The sequence below is a fragment of the Phaeobacter sp. genome (assembly GCF_022825805.1).
Classification (GTDB): domain Bacteria; phylum Pseudomonadota; class Alphaproteobacteria; order Rhodobacterales; family Rhodobacteraceae; genus Phaeobacter.
Genome location: NZ_JAJDWC010000072.1, coordinates 1 through 22,526 on the forward strand (window position 1 = coordinate 1; position 22,526 = coordinate 22,526).

Here is a 22,526-nt window from a genome sequence, read left to right on the forward strand (position 1 = left end):
AAGCAATTCGCCGATGCGATCCTGAGATTCTTCCGCGAAACCATCCCCAAAGAGTGGAAAACATTCCGAGATCAGGTCTCAGACAACTTCAGGGTCATAACACACGAAAAATTTCGGGTTTTGGGGTGAGTGCGGTATACCAAAAGAAATTCTTCATGAAGTTTCTAAACAACTTCATCACCCAGCTGACGCCATTTCTGTTCTATGCCGTCGGCGGGTATCTCGTCCTTGAGGGCAAGGTTTCGTTGGGCGCTTTGGTGGCAGCGCTGGCCGCTTACAAGGATCTGGCCTCGCCCTGGAAAGAACTGCTGGCCTATTACAATCAGACCCAGGACATGGCTCTGCGTTGGGAGGTGATCCTGGAACGGTTCGCGCCGCAGGGCATGGTCAGCGAAAAGCTGATGACCGGCGCGCCCGCGGTTCTGTCGCGTTTGGACGGCGATATTCAGCTGCAGAACGTGAATGTCCGCGACGCTGATGGCAACCTCATCCTGGAGGATCTGAACGCCAGCTTCCCCGCGGGCAAAGTGATTGCAGTTGCCGCCCCGTCAGAGGAAGACCGCCGTGCCCTTGCGGGGCTTCTCACGCGGGAGCTGCTGCCGTCGGCAGGGGCGATTTCGGTGGGCGGACAGAATATGCGCGACATCCATCAGGCAGAGATTGCAGCCCGCATCGGTCATGCCACGTCGCGGCCTGTGCTGTTTCAGGGCTCTTTTGGCGACAATGTGATGATGCCGATCCGTCAGCGCCCGCTCGGCAAGGCCACAAATCGCAAACGCTACGAGGTGGCCCAACGCGCAGGCAACAGCCCCGACCCATTGGATGCAGCCTGGCTGGATCCCACGCTCGCTGGGTTCTCCAGCGAAACCGAACTGCGTGATTGGTGGCTGCGTCTGGTTGCAGGCATCGGGTCTGAAACCGCTTTGTTCCGTCGTGGCGTTGAACAGCGGTTCGATGGTCAGCGCCATGCGACGCTGGCCCGCCGTCTGGTTGAACTGCGCCCCCTCGTGCAAAGCAAACTGATCGAGGCCGATCTGGCCCAATATGTGCACGAGCTGGATCCGAGCCGCTACAATCCCGCCCTGCCCGTGGCGGAAAACCTGCTGTATGCCACAACGCCCGAACGCATCAGCGAAGAGATCCTGAACGAGCAGGATGATTTTCTCGACCAACTGCGCGATCTGGAGTTGGACAAGGATCTTGTCGCGTTGAGCCGGGATGTGGTTGAGATGCTGCGCCAGATTTTTGGCATCGACGGCACCGATCATCCGCTGTTCCGCAAGCTTGGGTTGGAAACCTCAGCCTACGAAGGCGCGCTGGCACTCATCGAACGCTCTCCGGCGGAAACCTCAGCGGGTTTCAGCAATCCGGATCTGGCGCGTTTGCTGATTGTGCCCTTTAGCATTTCGGCAGAACAGATTGGCGCGGCCTTCAGTGATGAGATCGCCCAACGCATTTTGGCCTTCCGCAAGAGCCACTCACAGCAGCTGATGGACACGATTGGCGATGTGTTTGAACCCCTCGCGAAGGATCGGTTCGCCCCGGGGCTGACGGTTTTGGAAAACGCGCTCTTCGGGAAGATATCGGATGCAGCCGGTGCCCGCTCTGAAGACATTCAAAAACTGGTGTCAGAGGTGCTGGTTGACAACGGCGTCCGCGACCTGGTGGTGGAGCTGATCTTTGATCTGCCGATTGCATTGGGCGGTCAGGGGCTGGCCACCAGTTTTGCAGAATCGCTGGCTTTCTCCCGTGCATCGATCAAGCGGCCCGATATTCTGATCCTCGACAGCGCGATGGCGAGTTACGATCTGGAAACCCGCATTGCGGTGCATAAAAACCTGCGCATCCTGCTGCCGAACACCACGTTGGTCTATCTCGGTCCGAGCTTCGACACGCTTGATGCCTTCGACAGCTACTATGAGCTGCGCCAAGGGCGGTTGGTCAGTGATTTGCCCACAGCCCAGTCCAGCAGCGATGGCGCAGGGAGCGCAGATTTGGCCCGCAAGCTGCGTGCCTTGGAGCAGACCGAGCTGTTCTCGGGGCTGAACCGCCGACAGATGCGCCTGCTGGCCTTTGGTGCTCGTTGGTATTCTGCCAAAGCAGGCGACAGCGTGTTCCTCAAAGATGATGAAGCCAGCGACGGTGCCTATATGGTGCTGGAAGGGGAAGCAGGCCTTTACTTGCCACAAAATGGTGGCGAGGACCGTTTGGTGGCACAGGTCGGGCCAGGGCGGCTGGTCGGTGAATTGGGCCTGATCCGCAAAGAGCCCCGTTCGCTGACCATGACGGCTATCACGGATCTGACCTGTCTGCGGATCGGGGAGGAGGAATTCCTCGCCGTTGTTGAAAACGACGCGGCCACCGCCTTCAAACTGTTGCAGGTCGTCGCTGGATACGTCTCCAACTGACGCCTGCAGATTGTCTGACAGCTGGCGCCGTGCGGATCACTTCGTCAGCGGTGGGGCGCCACCAAGAAAGGCATTGCCCTCTGCGTAGTTGCACGGTGCATCCTGCATGTTGAGGTGCAAATCATCCCCGTCAAAAGGATGGGCGCGAGCCAGATCTTCGTCCACATCGATGCCAAGGCCCGGGCGATCGGATGGCACGACAAAACCCTCGTCCACCGTGATGCTGCCCTTGATCAGATCTCTGTGGAATGGGGTTTCGATGGTTTCGATCATCAACAGATTTGGGATCGAGGCCGCAAACTGGATATTCGCGGCCCATTCGACCGGGCCTGCATAAAGATGCGGGGCCATCTGCGCGCCAAAGACTTCGGCGATGGCAGCGATCTTCTTGGTCTCCCAGATCCCGCCGGACCGGCCGAGCGCTGGTTGCAGGATCTCTGCCGCACCGGCGCGCAGCACAGCGGCAAACTCGGCCTTTGTGGTCAGCCGTTCACCCGTTGCGATGGGGATGCGGACCTGTGCCGCGACCTTGGCCATATCGTCCACCAGATCGGGGGGCGTCGGCTCTTCGAACCACAGCGGGCTATAGGGTTCCAAAGCCTGTCCCAGACGAATGGCCCCGGCGGGGGTGAATTGCCCATGGGTGCCAAACAACAGATCCGCCTTGTCGCCGACGCTCTCACGGATGGCGCTGCAGAACGCCATCGACTGTGAAATGTCGGACTGGGCAGGCATATGGCCACCGCGCATGGTATAGGGCCCGGCTGGGTCGAATTTTACGGCTGTATAGCCTTTTTCGGCCATCGCGCTGGCGGCCTCGGCGGCCATGTCTGGCGAGGTCCAAAAACGGTCGATGTCCTGTCCCGGCTGGGGATAGAGATAGGTGTAAGCACGCAGGCGTTCGTTCATCCGCCCCCCGATCAGGGCGTGAACGGGACGGTCGCGATCTTTCCCGACGATATCCCAGCAGGCCATTTCCAAACCGCTGAAAGCTCCCATCACTGTCAGATCAGGGCGCTGCGTGAAGCCGGAGGAATAGACACGGCGGAACATCCATTCGATATTCTCGGGAGAGCAACCTTGCATGTGCCGCTCAAACACATCCGAAATCACCTGGCGCATGGCGTCGGGTCCAACGCTTGCGGCGTAACACTCTCCCCAGCCGGTGATGCCGGTGTCGGTGGTGACCTTGACAAGGATCCAATACCGCCCACCCCAACCGGGGGCAGGGGGCGCCGTCACAATGATATCGAGATCTTGCAGTTTCATAGTGGTCTGTCCGTTTGGTTCGAAGCCGAAGATGTCAGTGATCAAACAGGATCACATTGCGCCGTGCAGCGCCGGATTTGGTGTCTGCGATGGCCTCATTGATCTGATCGAAACGCCAACGTCCCGAGATCAATTCATCCAGTTTCAAGCGGCCTTGGTCATAAAGATCGATCATCCATGGGATATCACGCTGGATGACAACATCGCCCATTTTTGAGCCGATCATGCCCTGACCGATGGCTGCCATGATGACGGGTTCATAGCTGGCCTTGTCCCCGGAGTGGGGCATGCCGATCATGATCACGCGACCACCAACGCCCATATAGCGTGTTGCCTGTTCGTAGGCTGGAATGGCACCTACTGTGACCAGAACCGCCTCGGCCCCCTTGCCGCCAAGAGCCTTAAAGCAGGCCTTCCACGGGGATTTGAGGGTGGCCAAGACCCCGTCGGTGGCACCAAATTCCCGCGCGATATCCAATTTGTCTTCGCTCATATCCACTGCAACGATGCGCCGCGCACCGGCGATGCGCGCGCCTTGGATGGCATTCAACCCGACACCACCTGCGCCGATGACCACGACATCTTGCCCAGGCCGCAATTGCGCTGCGTTGACGGCTGCCCCAACGCCGGTGATCACCCCGCAAGACAGCAGCGCTGCGGTCTCTTTGGCCAGTGTATCGGGAATTTTGACAATCTGACGCTGGTCCACAACCACACGTTCGGCAAAAGCACCGCAAGCCATGGCCTGCATCAAGGCAGAGCCATCGGGCATCTGCAACGGACCCTGGCTGCCATCATATGGCGTCAGGCACAGCGTGGGCGCACCGCCCGCGCAGCTTGGGCAGGTTCCGCAGGATCGGATCAGGGTGACAACAACACTGTCCCCAGGCGCAAACCCGGAAACGCCGGGGCCGACGGCTGTGATCCGACCGGCCGCTTCATGTCCGTAGACCGCAGGCAGAAAACCACCCCAGGCGCCTTCGGCATAGGAGATATCGCTGTGGCAGATGGCGACCGCGTCCAGCGTGACTTCGACCTCACCCTGAGATGGCGGAGCGATCAGGATATCCTCGATCACCAAGGGTGCGCCAAACGCGTGACACACGGCAGCTTTGATCTTTTGCACCTGCAGCCCTCCTGTCTTTTCGGCCTATCTTTTTGATCTGCCTTTTTCGCAAGGGTGGACCGCTCTGATGGTCTGTCGCAAGGAGGAAAATGGGAATGTGGCCTTCCCGAGCCAAGGGTTGTCGGAAAGGCACAAACCGGCGATCAGTCGGGGTTCAGATGGTCGGCGCAAGCGGTGGCAAAGGCGCGTGCTTCTTGCGGGGCCTGTCCCAACTGTGCTTCAGCGGCAAAGACGTCGGCCAGGGGCAGATCCGGATAGGTTTGGCTCGCCAGGCTGTGCAGGCTTTCGCCCGTGGCCTGCGCGGTTTTGCAAAGGTTTTTGACCGCAGCCTGTGCCTCTGGACGGCGCATCGACTGGCATAGCGCAAAGCTCAGCGCCTCGGCAAAAACACCACCGCCATTCTGCCCGAGCGCTGCGGACATCTGTTCGGGGTTGGGTGTGATCTGTGCCACCAGTGCTTGCCCGGTTCGTGCCGCCGAGGCTGCACAGGCCACCAGCTGTGGCAGTGCCAGCCATTCGCCAAACCAATGGGCGCCGTCCCGTTGATGTTGGGGGCTGGCGCTGGCGTGAAGAGCCGTCATCTGCGCCGCGGCCTGCGGCGCAAGGGCCACCAGAACGGACGCTGCAATTGGGTTTTGCTTTTGCGGCATGGTGGACGATGCACCAGGTGCGGCGAGGTCCAGCTCCGCAATGCCGGATTGGCGCAACGCAATCACGTCTTCGCCCAACTTCGCATAGGCCGTGGTGAGCCGTGTCAGCCAATCCGCGATCCGCAAAATGGGTGTGCGATCGCCGTGCCAGTTTCGTCCCGGATCACCAAGAGCAAGCCCCGCGGCCAGATCTGCCCGCAAACCGGCCGCGTCCCGTCCAAGAGCACTGGCCGTGCCTGCAGCCCCCGACAGAGACACCCAAAGATTGTCGCGACGCAGGTCTGGCAGCTCCTGCAACAGCGCCAGAAGCGGGTAGCCCCAGGCCGCCACCACGGCGCCAAAGCTGGTCGGAGTGGCGATCTGGCCGTAGGTGCGCCCTGCCATGGGCAGGTCTGCATGATCCTCAGCCAGGTGTTGCAGCCGTGTCAGGGTGGAGGCCACATCGCCTTCGATTGCGCCAAGTGCCTGGCGTAGGCGCAACATCAGAGCAGTATCGATGATGTCCTGTGAGGTGGCGCCCCAGTGAACATATTGGGCGTGTTCTGGCGCGTTCATCTCCTCGCGCAGGGCGTTCAGAAGCGCAGGCACAACGACGCCGTTCTGGCCGGTTTCGCGCCGCAACGCGCCGGGGTCCAGCGCGACCTCCATAACAGCCCGTCCGATGGCTGCGGCGCTGTCGGCGGGTATATCGCCCCGCGCTCCTTGGGCCTTTGCCAAAGCGCCCTCAACCAGCAGCATGGCCCGGATCTCGGCGCTGTCAGAAAAGAGGCGGGCGACATCGCCGGTGGGAAACAAGTCAGCGTAAAGGGCGCTGTCAAAAAGCGATGCGGCCATCACATGTCTTCCATGATCTGAGCGATTTTCTCTGCAAGCCGCGCGGGCTGCGAGAAAAACGGAGAGTGAGAACTGTGCAGCGCATGCACAGAGTTTTCGGGCCAGTCAGCCACCATCTGTGCCTGATACTCAAGCGGAATGACCCGGTCCTGCGTGCATTGAATGTAGGCTTTGGGCGTGTTGGCCCATTGCGTGCCAAGCTCCAGAACGGTGTCCTGCGGTCGGATCGCCTGTGCACAAAGCCTGGGCACGCCGTAGTCAGCGACCTCAGCAGGGCAATCGTGGAACAGCAGATCTGCCGCATGTTCGGTGTCAAAACGGTAGCTGGCACCATCGGCGGATTTGACGGTCTTGCCGGTCAGGGTCTGGCGCGGCCCATCCTTGCGCATGTCGATCATCGACTTGCCGGGTTTTGGCACATAGGCGCAGAGATAAATCAAACCGCGCATGGGAACGCCCAAGTCTGCAGCGGCGGAGATCGGGTAGCCGCCCCAGGAGTGTCCCAGTACGATTGTTTTTTCGCCAACGGCTGCACGCAGGGCTGCAGCCGTGTCCTGCAAGGTGATTTGTGAGAGATCCGTCTGGGCGGTTTGAGTGGCCCCGTGACCCAGCAGATCAACGGTTTCCGCGCTCACGCCCTGTGCCGCTAGGGCAGGAACCAAATCCCGCCAACACCAGGCGCCGTGGCAGGAGCCATGAACCAAAAGCACATCAGTCAAGGTGGCCGATCTCCTTTAGAAACGCTTTCAAAAGCGCGCTGAACCGCTCAGGCTGTTCGACACAGGGCAAATGGCCCGACCGGCGGATGAGCTCGAATTTAGAGCCAGGGATAAGATTAGTGGTCTCGCGCACAAGATCTGCTGGCGTGGAGCCATCATCAGATCCGGCAATGCCCAACGTGGGCAGGCGCAGACCGCTGGTTGGGGTGTAGAAATCGGTGCCGGCGATGGCCGCACAGCAGCCGGTGTACCCCTCGCTGGATTGGCGCGTCAGCATATCGGCCCAGACCGCACAGGCCTCGGTCTTGCGAAACGCGGGCGTGAACCAGCGGCCAAGCACATCCTCCGCGATCTGATCGATACCGCCGCGGCGCACGGCGTCGATGCGTTTGTGCCATGTGTCCGGCGTGCCGATTTTTGCAGCCGTGTTCGACAGGACCAGTCCCCGCATCAGATCCAGTCGCTTGACCGCGAGACCCTGGGCAATCATGCCGCCGATGGACAGCCCGACAAAGACACAGTCGCGTACCTCAAGCAGATCCAACAGGGCTTCGGCATCGCGGATCAAGGCACCCATGGAATACGGGGCAGGGGGGATCGAGGAGCGCCCATGCCCACGCAGATCGTATCGAATGATGCGCAGAGATTGCGGCAGACGGGCCACGACCTCATCCCAGATATGCAGATCACTGCCCAACGAGTTGGCAAACACCACCGGCCGCCCGCTCGGGGAGCCGTCTTCACGGTAGTTCAGTTGCACAGCCCCTAGATCGGCAATTTGCATGGTGTCCTCCGGTAATGATCGGGCGATCTCTAGCTTGCTGTTGTTGGCAGGTAAAGCAACGCCCCGGCGTGGCCTGTGTTTGTGCCTGCGTCTGCGCCTGTGTTTCTGTCTGCGTCTGTGCCCCTGCCTGTGCCTGTTGCTGGCCTGTTGCGGAGCGGTCAGCGCTGATGATCGTGCAGCCGCATATGGGCCATGATCTGACCGTGATCAGAGGCCAGTTTGTTATAAGGCGCTTCAGGGTGGCTGCCATCTGTCAGGTGATCATTGAAGACGCTGAAATAGTCCATCTGAGCGATGGAATTGTCCCAGGTCGCGTCAAAGTGCCGGGACATGTAGATCTGATCAATGCTCTCATGCACGCCCCCAAACGCGGTGGTGTAGACCACATCGCGCAGCGATTTCTGCAGGAACATCTTTTCGGCGGATCGGAGCCGAACACTGTCGATGGCTTCCCGGATGGCTTGGTCCTCTTGGTCGCTGTAGCGGTCTGACGATGTTTTGGCGTTGTGGCGCAGCATCCATGCGTAGTTTCGAAATGGCGTTTCGCCGGAGATGATTTCAGAACTGACAGCATGTTCTCCGTCGTTGAAATCACCAAGCACCACGACAGGGCGGCCCAGGTCCAGTTCGTTGAGGATCTCCCGCCGCAGGACCCAGGCTTCCGCCATTCGGCGCAGGGCAGCGCGCAGAGCCCCAAGGGCCCGCCCGCCAGGATCATAGGCGGTGAGCACCGTTTCAGGGGCAAACTGGGCCCCTTGCGGCACAACAAATTCTCCGAGCTTGGATTTCAGGTGGCAATTGAACACGCTGATCACGTGATCCTTCACCGGAATGCGGGCTTTCATGATCGGGCGAGACAGCCTGCGCAACGTGTAGTGGCCAGCATCTGCTTCGCCGGTGAGACACGCCATCGGGATATCGACCGGATGCGGCAGATCCTGGATGATCTCGACCGGTTCGGCAAAGCCGAAGCGCGACAGGATGGCAAGCCCGGGACGACGCTTGCCGGGTTCGGCGCGATCGCTGACATTGGCCGCAAACGCAAGTGCTGCATCGTCATAGGGTGCGTAGGCCAGTTTGCGAAAAATCGCCTTGCGGTGATAGCGCTTGGACCTATCCGGCAGATTGGCCTCGTTAGCGGCACGACCGCGACGGTCCGTTTCCGCGATGATTTTCGCAAGTGCGGCCTCCTCGAAGATTTCCTGAAAGCCCACGATATCCGCATTCAGCGTCAGCAGTTGATCGGCCATCCAATCGGATTTCCAGGCAAACTCTTCCGGCGTGTAGCTTTGAAACGGATAGAACTCCTGATCGGGGCCAATCAGGTTCTTCACGTTGAATGAGGCTATGGTGAAATCAGTCATGGGCCCAGGATCCTTCCGAAAAGAAAAGTTGGTGGGACGGTGGTCGCTAGCCGAATTTGTCCAGTGCCTTGGCAAAGAGCGCGGGGTCCACATTGCCACCGGTTGCGACCGCAATCGCCGTTGGCGCCGTGAGTGCATCGCCATGAAACAGCGCAGCCGCCAGCGCCGCGGCGCCGCCCGGTTCCAGCACGATCTTCAGCCGATTGAAAGCCAGTGCCATCGCCCGCAGGGCGTCGTCTTCGCTGATCACCAGTCCGGGGCCACAGAGACGCTGCAGAATAGGAAAAGTGATATCGCCGGGCTGCGGTGTCAGGATCGCATCACAGAGGGAGCCGGTGGTTTTGTCATTCCGACAGATGTGCCCGTTGGCCAACGACCGGGTGACATCATCAAACCCCTCCGGTTCGCAGGGGCGCACAACCATGGCCGGGTTTTCGCCTTCCAGCGCCAGGGCGATACCCGCAGTGAGACCGCCCCCACCGCAGCAGACCAGCACATCGGCTGCGTCAACGCCCAGTGAGCGGGCTTGTTCCGCGATCTCCAGCCCGACGGTGCCCTGACCGGCGATCACCTCATGATCGTCAAAGGGTTTCACCAAGGTGAGGCCACGGGACATCGCGAGATCTGCCCCGATCTGGTCGCGGTCCTCGCTGCCGCGGTCATAGAGCACAACCTCCGCTCCGAGCGCGCGGGTGTTGTTGATTTTGATCTGCGGGGCATCGGAGGGCATCACGATGACGGCAGGCGTGTCATGGGCGGCTGCGGCTGCAGCAATCCCCTGGGCATGATTGCCGCTTGAGTAGGCCAGAACACCCTGGGCGCGCTGCGCCGGGGTGAGCGCAGACAGTGCCGCCCATCCACCACGAAATTTGAATGACCCGGTATGTTGCAGACATTCTGCTTTCACAAACAGCGGACGTCCGGCGATGTCATCCAGGAAGGGAGAGGACAGCAACGGTGTCCTGCGCGCTTTCCCTTGCAAACGATCCGCGGCGGCGTGAATTGCTGAAAGAGTGCTCATTCGTTTCCTTCCACTATGGATGCAGTCAGGTTGGTGCCGTGGACGTTGTTCGGGCCGCAACCTTGGTGTTGTTTTGTTGTGTCACAGCCGCTTATGCCCGGTGACAGTGGTGTTGAGACAGGTGGTATCTAGACTGTGTGTAACGAGACTGGGGGGGTCGATATGGCATGGCTCTTCCCTGTGTTCACACCTTTGCACTATACCGCAGGTTCTGCCCTGTTGCGCCAGCGAGCTGTGGGCGCGCGTTGCGCAAAACCGGTGTTCATATGTGTGACCCTGTAAAGTCGCGGTAACCTGCAGGTTCGGCACGTGGCGCGGTTTGTGTCAGCCCTTCACCAGCTCTGGTATGGCCTGCAGATCAGATAGAATGTGCTGCGGTGTCCACGGCAGCCGGTCGACAGGTTCGCCTGCGCGATTGGCCCAAGCGGTCACAAAGCCATATCCGCTGGCCCCGGCTGCGTCCCATCCGTTGGACGAAACAAACAGAACCTCTTCGTTGCGGCAGCCAAATCGCTGACCAACCAGATCATAGACCCGCGAATCGGGTTTGAAGATGCCCACCGTTTCAACCGACAGGATGTCGTCCAAGGTCTCGGAAAGGCCCGCAGATCTCACGGCGCCTGCCAGCATATCTGGTGATCCGTTTGATAGGATCGCTGTATTCAGCCCTGCGGCTTTGAGGCTCTCCAGCATCCGCGGCACCTCTTCGTAGGCTTGCAGTTGCCAGTAAAGATCCAAAAGGCGTTGGCGCAATGTTGGATCACCGCTCAGCCCTGTTGCCTCCATGGCCCAGTCGAGCCCATCCTGCGTCACCTGCCAGAAATCAGCATGTGTTTTGGTGATGGCTCGCAGCCATGTGTACTGCAACTGTTTGAGCCGCCAGTGATTTGCAAGGGTGGCCCAATTGTCGACCAGATGCGGGAATTCGGGTTCCTGAGCTGCTTGCCGCGCCGCTGCGGTCACATCAAACAAAGTGCCATAGGCATCAAAAATACAGGTGGTGATTGCCATAGGTCCGCGCTCCGCTTGACTGACGTTCCTCAGCCTAGGCGCAAAGGATCCCGGTAGGCCACCTTATTTTGCGGTGCAAGCAATCCAGACGGCGCGGGAGGTTCGGGTTTACACTGGTGTCAGGTCCGTTAGGGTGCGCCACCTTGAATTCACATATCCAACTGGAGGTCCCATGACCGAGGTAAAAAACGGTGACACCGTACGCATCCACTACACAGGCACGCTGACAGACGGCAGCGTGTTCGACAGCTCCGAAGGGCGCGACCCGTTGGAGTTCGCTGTTGGTGCCGGACAGGTCATCGAAGGCATGGATGCTGGGCTGCTTGGCATGTCGGTTGGAGAGAAGAAAACCCTGAACATCCCCGCAGATCAGGCCTATGGGCCGAGCCATGATGAGGCACGTCAGAGCATTCCGCGCGAGGGCATTCCAGACGATATTCCGCTGGAGATTGGCACCCAGCTGCAAATGCAGGCGCCCACTGGCGAGGTTCTTCCCGTCACCGTGGTTGAGGTGACAGACGCAACCGTGACCCTGGACGCCAATCACCCGCTGGCGGGCAAGGATCTGATCTTTGATATCGAACTTGTGTCTGTGAACTGAATTTTGCTGAACTAAGTTTTGTCGCAGGCAACCGTTGCGTTGCCTGTTGATACTTGGTCTTCTGTCACGGTTTGGTGGTTGTGACAGGAGACCTCTTGGTGACGCGCGGAACTTCGATTATCGAGCAACTTGGCCTGGATGTGCCTATTTTCCAGGCGCCTATGGCCGGGGTCAGCACCCCTGAAATGGCGGCCGCCGTCAGCAATGCAGGGGCGCTGGGCGCGATTGGCATCGGCGCGGCGTCGGTTGAGGTGGCTGGCCGGATGATGGCGCAGACCCGCGCCCTGACGCCGCGTCCTTTCAATGTGAATGTGTTCTGCCATCGCCCCGCCGTTGCCAACACCGAAACGCAACAGGGATGGTTGGCGGCCCTCGCGCCAGAGTTTGCGCGATTTGGATCGGCAGCGCCGACGCGTTTGCGCGAAATTTACACCAGTTTCAGTGTTTATCCGGCGATGCAGGATCTGTTGTGTGAGGCGCGGCCCAAAGTGGTGAGCTTCCATTTTGGTCTTCCGGAACAACAGGTTGTTGATCGACTAAAGGCCACAGGTGCTGTCCTTGTGGCGACGGCCACCTCCCTGGCCGAGGCGGAACAGATCGCTGCTGCGGGCTTGGATGCAATTGTTGCCCAAGGCTGGCAGGCTGGGGGGCATCGTGGTGTTTTTGATCCTGAGGGTCTGGATGAACAGCTCGATACGCTGGATCTGATACGGCTGCTGGTGGGGGCACTGGATCTGCCGGTCATTGCCGCAGGCGGGCTGATGACAGGGGCAGATATTCGCCAGTCACTTGATGCGGGAGCTGTTGCAGCGCAACTGGGCACCGCGTTTGTCGGCTGTCCCGAAAGCAGTGCGGATGAAGGCTATCGCGCTGCGCTCTTGGCCAGTAGCGGCGCGACCGTGATGACACCGGCCATTTCCGGGCGCCCTGCGCGTTGTCTGACAAATCGCTTCACCGCATGGGCCGATCAGCACAGTGATCTGCCGGTCCCAGACTATCCAATGGCTTATGATGTGGGCAAAGCGTTGAATGCGGCGGCCAAATCGGCTGGGGTCACGGGATTTGGGGCGCAATGGGCAGGCTCTGGCGCTGCCCGCGCCCGTGCGGTTCCAGCGCATCAGCTGATCGCGGATCTGGCAGCGGAACGGGCAGCAGAACGGACCGTGGCATCGCAATAAAAAGGCCGCAAGACGGTGAGGAAGCACTCTGACTTCCACAAGTCTTGCGGCCCTTAAACCTTGCCTGAACTCAGGCCTTGTATTTGCTCATCACCATAGAGCCGTTGGTGCCACCAAAGCCAAAGCTGTTGGTCATCACACTGTCGAGTCCTGCGTTTTCGACCAGCGATGTGGCGACTTCTTCGGGCGCAATGCCTTCGGCCAGCGTGTCCACATTGATCGAGGGGGCGATGAAATCGTTGTCCAACATCAGCAGGCAGAAGATTGCCTCCAACGCGCCAGCGGCGCCTTGGGCGTGGCCGGTCATCGATTTGGTGGAGGAAATGGGAGGCACGTTGCCCGCGCCAAAAACGCGGCGCGCGGCTTCGACTTCGCCAACATCACCCACCGGGGTAGAGGTGCCATGTGCATTGATGTAGTCGACCTTCCGGCCCTCTGGCAGAGACTGGAGTGCGAGGCGCATCGCCCGCTCGCCGCCTTCGCCGGATGGCGCGACCATGTCGTGGCCATCGGAGGTTGCGGCGAAACCGGTGATCTCAGCATAGATTTTCGCACCACGTGCCAGCGCGTGGTCGAGGTCTTCGAGCACCACAATGCCGCCGCCGCCCGAGATGACGAAGCCATCACGGTCCTGGTCAAATGCGCGAGAGGCTTTTTCAGGGGTGTCGTTGTATTTCGAGGACATCGCGCCCATCGCGTCAAACAGGCACGACAGGGTCCAGTCCAATTCCTCGCCACCGCCTGCAAACATCACATCCTGTTTGCCCATCATGATCTGTTCAGCCGCATTGCCGATGCAGTGCAGCGACGTCGAACAGGCCGAGGTGATCGAGTAGTTGATACCCTTGATCTTGAACGCCGTCGCGAGGTTCGCAGAGATGGTGGAGGACATGCATTTTGGCACGGCGAACGGACCGATCCGTTTGGATGCGCCGGTTTTCAGAACCGTTTGATGCGCCGTCAGCATCGCGGAGGTGGACGGTCCGCCAGACCCAGCAACAAGCCCTGTGCGTTCGTTTACAACCTGCTCTTCGCTCAGCCCGGAATCCTGGATCGCCTGGTTCATCGCGATATGCGCATAGGCGGCGCCTGCACCCATGAAACGCAGGGTCCGTTTGTCGACATGCTCGCTCACGTCCAGTTTCAACGTGCCGGCAACCTGGCTGCGGAACCCGTGTTCGGCCATTTCAGGGCTGGCTTCGATGCCGGATTTGCCAGCTTTCAAAGAGGCAATAACCTCTTCCGCAGTGTTGCCGATCGAGGACACGATGCCCAGACCGGTGACGACGACGCGACGCATGTTGCGTTCTCCTATTTTGCTTCAGGTGCCGGGAAAGCTGTGGATTAGCTTTCGGACAGGGCGACCTTCATGTCTTTGACCTGGTAGATGACTTCACCGTCCGCTTCGACGATGCCGTCTGCAACGCCCATGGTCAAACGGCGTGTTTGGATCGCTTTGGTGAAATCGACTTTGTAGGTCAGCATCTTGCGGTCCGGGCGAACCATGCCGGTCAGTTTCACTTCACCAACACCCAGAGCATAGCCGCGCCCCAGCCATCCGCGCCAGCCCAGATTGAACCCTGTCAGCTGCCACAGACCGTCAAGGCCAAGACAGCCGGGCATGATCGGGTTGCCGGGGAAATGGCAATCGAAAAACCACAGGTCCGGCGTGATGTCGAATTCCGCAACAATATGGCCTTTGCCATGGGCACCGCCGTCAGCAGAGACCTCGGTAATACGGTCCATCATCAACATGGGCGGAGCAGGCAGCTGGGCGTTGCCGGGGCCGAACAGCTCGCCTCTTGCACATTTCAGCAAATCGTCTTTGTCAAAGCTGCTGGGGTAATCGGCCATGCTGGCGCTTCTCCTGCCTTATGGTGGTTCGTTTAGCTGGCCCCCTGTAGCACCCGATTCGACTCTCCTGCAAGCGTTGCGACCCACTGCCGCAAACAGGGCGAACGGCTGTGTCCTTTGGGTTTTTCTATTCTGATAAAGGGATATCCGCCTTATCCCAGGCGCAAATTGATTTGAACGCAACCGCAATTTCTGCATATATATGTCGCTAGCAACGCTAAGCAGGACCCGCTTTATGACGCCTACACGTTCTGAAATCGCAACCGACTGGCTGGTAGCAGCCGGATTGCGCCCGACACGGCAACGTGTTGCGCTTGCAGAGCTGCTGGTTGGAGATGGCAAGCATCGTCATGTGACGGCTGAGAGCCTGTTTGACGCTGCGAAGGACAAGGGCGCAGCGGTGTCGCTTGCGACCGTTTACAACACGCTGCGCGCGTTTTGCGATGCTGGTGTGCTGCAGGAAATCACCGTTGATGGGTCAAAAAGCTATTTTGACACCAACACCCATGATCATCCGCATTTTTACTGGGAAGAAGACGGGCGTTTGTCTGACGCACCGTCCGATCAATTGGTAATTCAGCGTCTCCCTGCCGCGCCAAACGGGGTGGAGATCGCATCCGTTGATGTTGTGATCCGGCTGCGCAAAATCTGATCTGACCTTTAGGCGTCACGGTTCTGGGTGCCACCGTGCCCGGCATTGGTGTGCTGGGGATCTGTGTGCTGGGCGTTGGTGATTGTCGTCGCAATAACGGAGCGGGCAATCTCTTGCACTGTGTCGATCAACGACCCTTTTGTTGCGTCCGTATGTGTGACTGCCACAATCGGCTCGACAGCCAGACTGTCGACAATAGGGACTGCAACGATCTGTTTGCCCGCCGGTGTCAGACTATGGGCGGGGCAGGAATAGGTCAGCCCGACGCCTTCGTTATGGGCGGCCAGGCTGCGCAAGAGTTCCAGCGACGCGGAGCGATGCGCGATCCGCGGTCGACGGCCGATCGATTTGAACAGCGACAGCATATGGCGGATCGACAGACCCTCTTGCGACAGGATCAGCGGGTGGTCGGCGAGCGTATCCAGCGAGATCTCTGATTGCTGGGCAAGGGGGTGATCCGGTGGCATCAGGGCGACGGGGATCTGATGGCACAATTCGCTGCGATGGAAATGTGCATCAATGCCAAGATCATAGGTGATCGTCATGTCCAAATCCCCGCGCGACATCGCCTCCAGCAGGGGTTCGAACGGATCAATCCGATATTTGATGGCGACATTTGGCAGGGCGGTCCGCAGCTCCTGCAGCAGCGGGGCCAGTACGAATGGTGCCAAATCACTGAAACAGCCGATGACAAGGTCCTGGGCCACATCTGGATGAGAAGATTGCTGCTCCAGTCGCGCCGCTTGCTCCAACAGGCGTTGCGCGGTTTCCGAGAACCTGCGGCCATCGGGGGTCAGAACCACGGCGGCGCCACGTTTGCGTAAGAACAGCGTTTTTCCCACCTGCGCTTCAATGCGGATCAGGGCGGTAGATAGCGCAGGCTGACTGACATGCAGCGCCTCTGCCGCAGCCGAAAAGCTGCCATGCTGGGCAATGGCAACGACATATTCGTAGTGGCGCAAAGTGAGATATAACATTTACATATATATTTTATGTTGAGGTATTATTTGAATACCTACCTGATTTTGTCACAACCTGCCATGGAGACGGCCCCATTTGGTGTTGGGGCGACGACAACCATCAGGATCGGGATAAAAACCATGGTACATTCCCTCATTACACAGGATCACATCGACCAGTTTCAGCGCGACGGTGTGGTCTTTATCAAAGGCTTGTTTGCCGATCAGGTTGACCTGCTGCGCAGTGGCGTGGAGGCCAATATGGCCGAACCCGGCCCCTATGCATCGAACAACGAAAAGCAGGGGCAGACTGGGCGGTTTTTCGATGACTACTGCAATTGGACCCGAATCGCGCAGTTTGAAACCGCGATCCAGGCCTCTCCGGTTGCAGAGGTGGCGGCCGATCTGATGCAGTCCAAGCGGGTGCAGATGTTCCACGACCACGTTTTGGTCAAGGAGCCGGGAACGTCGATGCCGACGCCCTGGCACCAGGATGGTCCTTACTATTTCGTCGAGGGTCGCCAGACCATCAGCTTTTGGTCGCCCCTTGATCCGGTGAAAGAGGCCTCGTTGCGCTGTGTGGCGGGATCGCATGCCTGGGAAAAAGAAGTGCTGCCAACACGTTGGGTGTCTGAGGAGGGGTTCTTTGCTGATGAGGGTCAATATATGGCGGTCCCAGATCCCGATGCGGAGGGCATGACCGTTCTGGAATGGGAAATGGAGCCTGGGGATGCCGTGGCCTTCAACTACCGCACGTTGCACGGCGCCCGTGGCAACACCAGCGGATCCCGGCGGCGGGCCTTCTCCCTGCGTCTGGTGGGGGATGATGCGCGCTACATCGAGCGGCCAGGCCCGACATCACCGCCATTCCCCGGCCATGACATGGTGCCCGGCCAAATGCTGCGACAGGATTGGTTCCCCATTCTGCTGCAGCGCTAAGCGCCATTGCCACAGAGCCGGGTCAGAACCATTGGCCCGGCTCAATCAGGCCAAGATCCATCAGTTGACGGGAATTCCACTGAAACGCGATTGAGTTTTGCCAATAGAATGACGGGATCTCGAAGGAGGATCCTGGGTTGCGCTTCAGCGCTTTCGTGGTGCGAAAAGAACAGATCGCGGCCGTCAGGTTGTTGTGCCAGGGGCAGGCGTAGGTGTTGTATTCTTCCAGATTGAAGCGGTGATCCTCGAGGTGCTTCAACCCCTGTTTGGTCCGGAACAGAGACACCCTGTCGATGCGGCGGCTGAATTCCGGGATATGCTCTTCGTAGCGCCAGCGAATACCGCCATAGAATTCCAATTGCCGCTCGAGCGGGTGCCCGGTTTCGGGGGCAATCCGTGCCTGAGCAAAATATCCAGACTTGTCCAGATGGGCCGTTTCCAGCGAGACGCCATTGGGATGATCACCCAGATCCTGTGCATAAAGATCAATGACATAGGTCAGCATCGACTTGCGCCGTTCTTCGGTGTGAAAGCGCAACATGTCGCCGATGCTGCGCGTTTCGCAGAACGGGAAGAACAGGTATTCTGCATTGAAACAATAGTAGACCCAGCACCCAGGTGTGCTGGCCTCAATCACTTTGTTCAGCGTCTCTGTGACCTGCCGTCTGTCCGTTTTGGGGTGAGACACGCGATGGACCTGGGTTTCAATGTCGTAGGGCAGCGCAAAATCATCAGGCATCAGCGCAACGACGGTTTGGAACCCCTGTTGCAGGTGATGGCGCAGGGTGGTTGCGACTTCGATGTTGTCCTCTACAAAGACCAGCGCGAGCGGTCCGGTTTTGACGGTCTGAGGTGCATTTGCCAGAAACTCGTCGACAGAAGAATGCATCATCTTTCGTGTGCTCGCCTTTGTTCACCAGCTTCGATGTCTGGCCTTTGGCGATAAAATCAGGTATCCGCCCGCCCAATGCAAGCAAAGCCGCGCCTCAGATGCGTCTTTGTGGTTTCGTTTCACGCTGTAAAGGTAGTCCCCATGAGCGCTCCGAAAAAGCTGTTTATCAAAACCTACGGCTGTCAGATGAATGTCTATGACAGTGAACGCATGGCAGAAACGCTGGGCGAACAGGGCTATGTGGAGACGAAATCGGCTGATGATGCGGATATGATTTTGCTCAACACCTGCCATATCCGGGAAAAAGCCGCTGAAAAGGTCTATTCCGAATTGGGCCGTTTCAAGGGGCTGAAAGCGGAAAAACCGGATCTCAAAATCGGTGTGGCCGGATGTGTCGCGCAGGCCGAAGGCGAAGAAATCATGCGCCGCCAGCCGCTCGTGGATCTGGTCGTTGGACCGCAGAGCTATCACCGGCTGCCCGAAATGGAAGCCAAAGCCCGCACGGGTGATAAGGTGCTGGACACGGATTTTCCCGAAGAAGACAAATTTGAGCGCCTGAAGCGCCGCCCCAAGGCAAAGCGCGGCCCAGCGGCATTTCTTACGGTGCAGGAAGGGTGCGACAAATTTTGTGCCTTCTGCGTTGTGCCCTACACCCGTGGTGCCGAGGTCAGCCGCCCGGTGGACCGGATCCTCAGCGAGGCGCGAGATCTTGTCGAACGGGGTGTGCGCGAAATCACCCTTCTTGGGCAGAACGTGAACGCCTATCACGGCGCAGGCACGGACGGCAGCGATTGGACGCTTGCCCAGCTTATCTGGGAGCTGGACAAGATCGACGGGCTGCAGCGCATTCGCTTCACGACCTCGCATCCAAACGACATGCAGGATGACCTGATCGAAGCACATGGCACCTGCAGTAAGCTGATGCCCTATCTGCATCTGCCGGTGCAATCGGGGTCGGACAAGATCCTCAAGCGGATGAACCGGTCGCACACGGCCGAAAGCTATCTTCGGGTGATCGAACGCATTCGAGCGGCGCGCCCGGATATTCTGTTGTCCGGTGATTTCATTGTGGGCTTCCCGGAAGAGACCGAAGAGGATTTTCAGGCCACGATGGATTTGGTGAAGGAAGTGCGGTACGGCACCGCCTATTCCTTCAAATACTCGACCCGGCCGGGCACCCCCGCTGCGGAGCGTGCGCAGGTGGATCCCGCCGCTGCAGACGACCGGTTGCAGCGATTGCAGGCGCTGCTGACTCAGCAGCAGCGCGAAATCCAGGACAGCATGGTTGGCCGCGAGGTTGGTGTTCTTTTTGAAAAGAAAGGCCGCTTCCCCGGTCAGATGGTTGGCAAATCCGACTACCTCCATGCGGTTCACGTGTCCGACTGTACCCGCGAAATCGGCGATCTTGCGCGCGTTCGGATTGTATCGTCGGGCCCCAACTCCTTGGCGGGCGAACTGATCGACTGATCCCGGCGCGCTGCGTGGCTTTTGGCCGAGCGAATGAGGGAATTCCTTTGCTCGGCCACAGTCTGCCGTTGTCATCACACTGCAATATCTGCCAAAGTCAGCAGAAATGGCCTGCTGGCTCTCTTGTGGCTTGGTCAGGCAAAAGACGTATGGAATCAAGGACTGAGGTCAGGGGGGCAGCCGTGTCGGCACCAATTTCCAAACACTTGTCACTGCTGATGGCCGCTGTGTTGTGGGGGGCAATCGGCACCGTGGGGCATGCGCAAAGTGCGTTTGATGGCACAGGTCAAAGATATGTGCCGACCATTTGGGTGGACCCTGATGGCTGCGAACATTGGGTCATGGATGATGGCGCGGAGGGGTTTATGACCCCGCATGTCACGCCGGATGGCAAACCGGTCTGCCGCCGCGCCGAAATCTGCGGCGTGATGCCGAGTGATCAGTTCTTTTCCACCAATCAGTATCGGCTGAGCAAAGCAGGGCAGGACAGACTCCGGCAGTTTTTTGAAACGGCGGATGCACGGGCGTTCATCATTGGCGGGCACACTGACAATCGGGCATCGGATGAATACAACATGCGCCTGTCGCAGCGTCGGGCCAATTCCGTTGCAAAGGTCGGCGAGGCCGCCGGAGTGCGTATTTTGGAAGCCCGCGGATATGGTGAACGCGACCCACGGGTTCCCAATACATCCGCCAGCAACATGGCGCAGAACCGCCGCGTTGAAATCATTTGTCTGCGGTGAGGTTGGTCTGATGAAAACGTTGAAGATGATTGGCCTGATTGCGGCCTTGGGCGTTGTTTCCGCTTGCGGTGAAAAAACCGACAAGACAATTGATCGCGGGTTTGACAGCAAGGACCTGTCACAGCTGAAAGCCGGCATCTGGGTGGACCCGCAGGGGTGTGATCATTGGATCATTGATGATGGCGTCGAGGGTTACCTGTCGCAGAGGCTGGGTCCGGATGGTCGCCCTGTCTGCTCCGGTATTGCCGAGCCGAACACAGCAGTCGGCCCGTTCAAATCCGGTTCTGATTTCTCTGATTTGATCTAGTTTGCGCAGCATCTTGATCGTTTCGACAGGGTGATGGCCGCCGTCGTTCGGCGGCCTATTTGTGTCAGTCGCAAGAAATTGCGCGCCTGCGACTTGCGCCATGGCAAGCGGAGAGGCACACTTGACCCACAACGCAATGAACAGGAGACGGGCTTGGCCACAGGCACATTGACCCCAACACAGCAACAGGATGCGTCGCATGAGGCGCTGTTGGAATTTCCTGACAACCGGTTGCTGATCGATCTCTGCGGTGAATATGATCGCAATCTTGCTTCACTCGAACAAAAACTAGGCGTGCAGATCGTCCGACGCGGCAACCAGCTCTCGGTCCTGGGAGAGGAAGCGGCACGCGATCAGGCGGCGGCGGTACTGGTTGCGCTTTATGATCGGCTTGAAACCGGGCGCAGCGTCGAAGATGGCGATATCGACCGCGAGCTGCGCATGGGGCAGGCGGAACCCTCCGAGCCGGGCAGCCAGCTTGAGATGTTTCGCGGCGGAAAGGTCGAGATCAAGACACGCAAGAAATTGGTTGAACCACGCACAGATGCCCAGAAAGCCTATGTGCAGTCGCTGTTCGAGCATGAGCTGGCATTTGGTATTGGCCCGGCGGGCACTGGTAAGACCTATCTGGCGGTTGCTGTGGGCGTCAGCATGTTCATCAACGGTCAGGTTGATAAAATCATCCTGAGCCGTCCGGCCGTGGAGGCGGGCGAAAAGCTCGGCTATCTGCCGGGGGATATGAAGGACAAGGTCGACCCTTATATGCAGCCCTTGTATGACGCGTTGAACGATTTTCTGCCGGGCAAACAGCTGGCGAAGCTGCTGGAAGAAAAACAGATCGAGATTGCGCCGCTGGCCTTTATGCGCGGTCGGACGCTTTCCAATGCCTTTGTGGTGCTGGATGAGGCGCAAAACGCCACCACGATGCAGATGAAGATGTTTCTGACCCGCCTCGGGGAAGGTTCCAGGATGGTCATCACGGGCGACCGCAGCCAGGTTGATTTGCCACGTGGGGTATCATCCGGGTTGGCGGATGCCGAACGTCTGTTGAAAACTATCCCCAAGATCAGCTTCAACTACTTCACATCACGTGACGTTGTGCGCCACCCGCTGGTCGCCGCCATCATTGAGGCCTATGAGGCTGATGAAAAACCGGCCTGACGTCCTGCGCCAGGTGGGCTTGCGGACGAACATAGCAACATGGTGGCGAAAGTGACGCTGGAAGTGACAATCGAAGATCCACGCTGGCAGGCGGCCAAGTTGGAGGATCTGACGGACGAGGCAGTCCAGATCGTGCTGGAGCATTTCTGCATTGCTGATGCGGATTGCGAGATTTCGGTGCTGGGATGCGATGATCTGCGGATCGCCGAGCTGAACCGCGAGTTTCGTGGCAAGCCGGTTCCGACCAATGTGCTCAGCTGGCCTGCGCAGGAGCGTGGTGTTGATGTCGCTGGTGATCGCCCGGCAGTGCCTGAGCCTGATTTCACGGGTGAAATACCGCTCGGGGATATCGCCATCGCATTTGAGACCTGTGAACGTGAAGCCAATGAAGCGCAAAAACCGCTGGCGGATCATCTGCGTCATTTGATTGTTCATGGTTTATTGCATCTCTTTGGCTATGATCACATCCGTGACCAAGACGCCACGTTGATGGAAAGTCTTGAGATCGAGCTACTTGGCAAAATGGGTGTAGATAACCCATATATGGTGGAAGACAGCCCTGTTGCGGGGCGTATCGGATAGGAAAG

At 58.9% G+C, this 22,526-nt stretch carries 21 protein-coding genes and 2 pseudogenes; 11 read left to right on the forward strand and 12 right to left on the reverse strand.

Annotated elements, in window-relative coordinates:
* Together Q0C28_RS17745 and Q0C28_RS07695 are read left to right on the forward strand one after the other, a co-directional pair.
* A pseudogene (locus tag Q0C28_RS17745) lies at positions 1-129 on the forward strand (IS630 family transposase); the annotation flags it as partial.
* Between the two features lie 5 nt (positions 130-134).
* Positions 135-2,408 (forward strand): annotated as a pseudogene (locus Q0C28_RS07695) (cyclic nucleotide-binding domain-containing protein); the annotation flags it as partial.
* Between the two features lie 36 nt (positions 2,409-2,444).
* Here the strand turns inward: Q0C28_RS07695 and Q0C28_RS07700 are convergent.
* The 8 genes from Q0C28_RS07700 to Q0C28_RS07735 all read right to left on the reverse strand — a co-directional run bounded on the left by Q0C28_RS07700 (position 2,445) and on the right by Q0C28_RS07735 (position 11,186).
* Positions 2,445-3,677 (reverse strand): mandelate racemase/muconate lactonizing enzyme family protein, encoded by a 1,233-nt coding sequence (locus Q0C28_RS07700; RefSeq protein WP_293574405.1) that lies wholly within the window; start codon positions 3,675-3,677, stop codon positions 2,445-2,447.
* A 34-nt stretch (positions 3,678-3,711) separates the two neighbouring features.
* On the reverse strand, positions 3,712-4,803 hold the full coding sequence (locus Q0C28_RS07705; protein WP_293574407.1) for an alcohol dehydrogenase catalytic domain-containing protein: 1,092 nt from the start codon (positions 4,801-4,803) through the stop codon (positions 3,712-3,714).
* Between the two features lie 143 nt (positions 4,804-4,946).
* Positions 4,947-6,287: a lyase family protein gene (locus Q0C28_RS07710; RefSeq protein ID WP_293574409.1), complete on the reverse strand. Its 1,341-nt coding sequence runs from the start codon at positions 6,285-6,287 to the stop codon at positions 4,947-4,949.
* Positions 6,287-6,997 (reverse strand): alpha/beta hydrolase, encoded by a 711-nt coding sequence (locus tag Q0C28_RS07715; protein WP_366934226.1) that lies wholly within the window; start codon positions 6,995-6,997, stop codon positions 6,287-6,289. Before Q0C28_RS07715 ends, Q0C28_RS07710 begins: the two co-directional genes overlap by 1 nt.
* 1 nt (position 6,998) lies before the next feature.
* Positions 6,999-7,790 carry a 3-oxoadipate enol-lactonase gene (pcaD, locus tag Q0C28_RS07720; RefSeq protein WP_293574412.1) on the reverse strand — a complete coding sequence of 264 codons (792 nt, stop codon included), beginning with the start codon at positions 7,788-7,790 and terminating at the stop codon, positions 6,999-7,001.
* A 158-nt stretch (positions 7,791-7,948) separates the two neighbouring features.
* On the reverse strand, positions 7,949-9,154 hold the full coding sequence (locus tag Q0C28_RS07725; RefSeq protein ID WP_293574414.1) for an endonuclease/exonuclease/phosphatase family protein: 1,206 nt from the start codon (positions 9,152-9,154) through the stop codon (positions 7,949-7,951).
* Between the two features lie 46 nt (positions 9,155-9,200).
* Complete coding sequence (locus tag Q0C28_RS07730; RefSeq protein ID WP_293574416.1) at positions 9,201-10,175, reverse strand: threonine/serine dehydratase; 975 nt, start codon at positions 10,173-10,175, stop codon at positions 9,201-9,203.
* 324 nt (positions 10,176-10,499) lie between these two features.
* Positions 10,500-11,186: a haloacid dehalogenase type II gene (locus tag Q0C28_RS07735; protein ID WP_293574418.1), complete on the reverse strand. Its 687-nt coding sequence runs from the start codon at positions 11,184-11,186 to the stop codon at positions 10,500-10,502.
* Positions 11,187-11,358: 172 nt separating this feature from the next.
* Here Q0C28_RS07735 and Q0C28_RS07740 point away from each other — a divergent pair, with 172 nt between their 5' ends.
* Both Q0C28_RS07740 and Q0C28_RS07745 read left to right on the forward strand, forming a co-directional pair.
* The gene (locus tag Q0C28_RS07740; protein WP_293574420.1) at positions 11,359-11,787 is read left to right on the forward strand and encodes a peptidylprolyl isomerase; all 429 of its coding nucleotides are present in this window, start codon (positions 11,359-11,361) and stop codon (positions 11,785-11,787) included.
* A gap of 98 nt (positions 11,788-11,885) precedes the next feature.
* On the forward strand, positions 11,886-12,965 hold the full coding sequence (locus Q0C28_RS07745) for a nitronate monooxygenase (protein ID WP_293574422.1): 1,080 nt from the start codon (positions 11,886-11,888) through the stop codon (positions 12,963-12,965).
* Between the two features lie 70 nt (positions 12,966-13,035).
* On the opposite strand, the gene fabB is transcribed toward Q0C28_RS07745, so the two are convergent.
* Positions 13,036-14,265 (reverse strand): beta-ketoacyl-ACP synthase I, encoded by a 1,230-nt coding sequence (fabB, locus tag Q0C28_RS07750; RefSeq protein ID WP_293574424.1) that lies wholly within the window; start codon positions 14,263-14,265, stop codon positions 13,036-13,038.
* Between the two features lie 44 nt (positions 14,266-14,309).
* Positions 14,310-14,819: a bifunctional 3-hydroxydecanoyl-ACP dehydratase/trans-2-decenoyl-ACP isomerase gene (gene fabA / locus Q0C28_RS07755; protein WP_293574426.1), complete on the reverse strand. Its 510-nt coding sequence runs from the start codon at positions 14,817-14,819 to the stop codon at positions 14,310-14,312.
* A 235-nt stretch (positions 14,820-15,054) separates the two neighbouring features.
* Between fabA and irrA the strand changes: the two genes are divergently transcribed.
* Positions 15,055-15,471, forward strand: a complete 417-nt coding sequence (gene irrA, locus Q0C28_RS07760) for an iron response transcriptional regulator IrrA (protein WP_293574428.1) — start codon at positions 15,055-15,057, stop codon at positions 15,469-15,471.
* A gap of 8 nt (positions 15,472-15,479) precedes the next feature.
* Here the strand turns inward: irrA and Q0C28_RS07765 are convergent, their stop codons facing one another.
* On the reverse strand, positions 15,480-16,448 hold the full coding sequence (locus Q0C28_RS07765; protein WP_293574429.1) for a LysR family transcriptional regulator: 969 nt from the start codon (positions 16,446-16,448) through the stop codon (positions 15,480-15,482).
* A 123-nt stretch (positions 16,449-16,571) separates the two neighbouring features.
* On the opposite strand from Q0C28_RS07765, the gene Q0C28_RS07770 reads away from it, so the two are divergent.
* Positions 16,572-17,369: a phytanoyl-CoA dioxygenase family protein gene (locus tag Q0C28_RS07770; protein WP_293574431.1), complete on the forward strand. Its 798-nt coding sequence runs from the start codon at positions 16,572-16,574 to the stop codon at positions 17,367-17,369.
* Between the two features lie 22 nt (positions 17,370-17,391).
* Here the strand turns inward: Q0C28_RS07770 and Q0C28_RS07775 are convergent, their stop codons facing one another.
* The gene (locus Q0C28_RS07775; RefSeq protein ID WP_293574433.1) at positions 17,392-18,261 is read right to left on the reverse strand and encodes a hypothetical protein; all 870 of its coding nucleotides are present in this window, start codon (positions 18,259-18,261) and stop codon (positions 17,392-17,394) included.
* Between the two features lie 141 nt (positions 18,262-18,402).
* On the opposite strand from Q0C28_RS07775, the gene miaB reads away from it, so the two are divergent.
* The 5 genes from miaB (at position 18,403) to ybeY (ending at position 22,521) form a co-directional block, all read left to right on the forward strand.
* The gene (gene miaB, locus Q0C28_RS07780) at positions 18,403-19,728 is read left to right on the forward strand and encodes a tRNA (N6-isopentenyl adenosine(37)-C2)-methylthiotransferase MiaB (protein ID WP_293574435.1); all 1,326 of its coding nucleotides are present in this window, start codon (positions 18,403-18,405) and stop codon (positions 19,726-19,728) included.
* A 182-nt stretch (positions 19,729-19,910) separates the two neighbouring features.
* A complete protein-coding gene (locus Q0C28_RS07785; RefSeq protein WP_293574437.1) occupies positions 19,911-20,471 on the forward strand; it encodes an OmpA family protein in 561 nt (186 codons plus the stop codon).
* A gap of 10 nt (positions 20,472-20,481) precedes the next feature.
* Complete coding sequence (locus Q0C28_RS07790) at positions 20,482-20,778, forward strand: hypothetical protein (protein ID WP_293574439.1); 297 nt, start codon at positions 20,482-20,484, stop codon at positions 20,776-20,778.
* Positions 20,779-20,931: 153 nt separating this feature from the next.
* The gene (locus tag Q0C28_RS07795; RefSeq protein ID WP_293574441.1) at positions 20,932-21,939 is read left to right on the forward strand and encodes a PhoH family protein; all 1,008 of its coding nucleotides are present in this window, start codon (positions 20,932-20,934) and stop codon (positions 21,937-21,939) included.
* A gap of 39 nt (positions 21,940-21,978) precedes the next feature.
* The gene (gene ybeY / locus Q0C28_RS07800; protein WP_293574443.1) at positions 21,979-22,521 is read left to right on the forward strand and encodes an rRNA maturation RNase YbeY; all 543 of its coding nucleotides are present in this window, start codon (positions 21,979-21,981) and stop codon (positions 22,519-22,521) included.
* Positions 22,522-22,526: the final 5 nt, after the last annotated feature.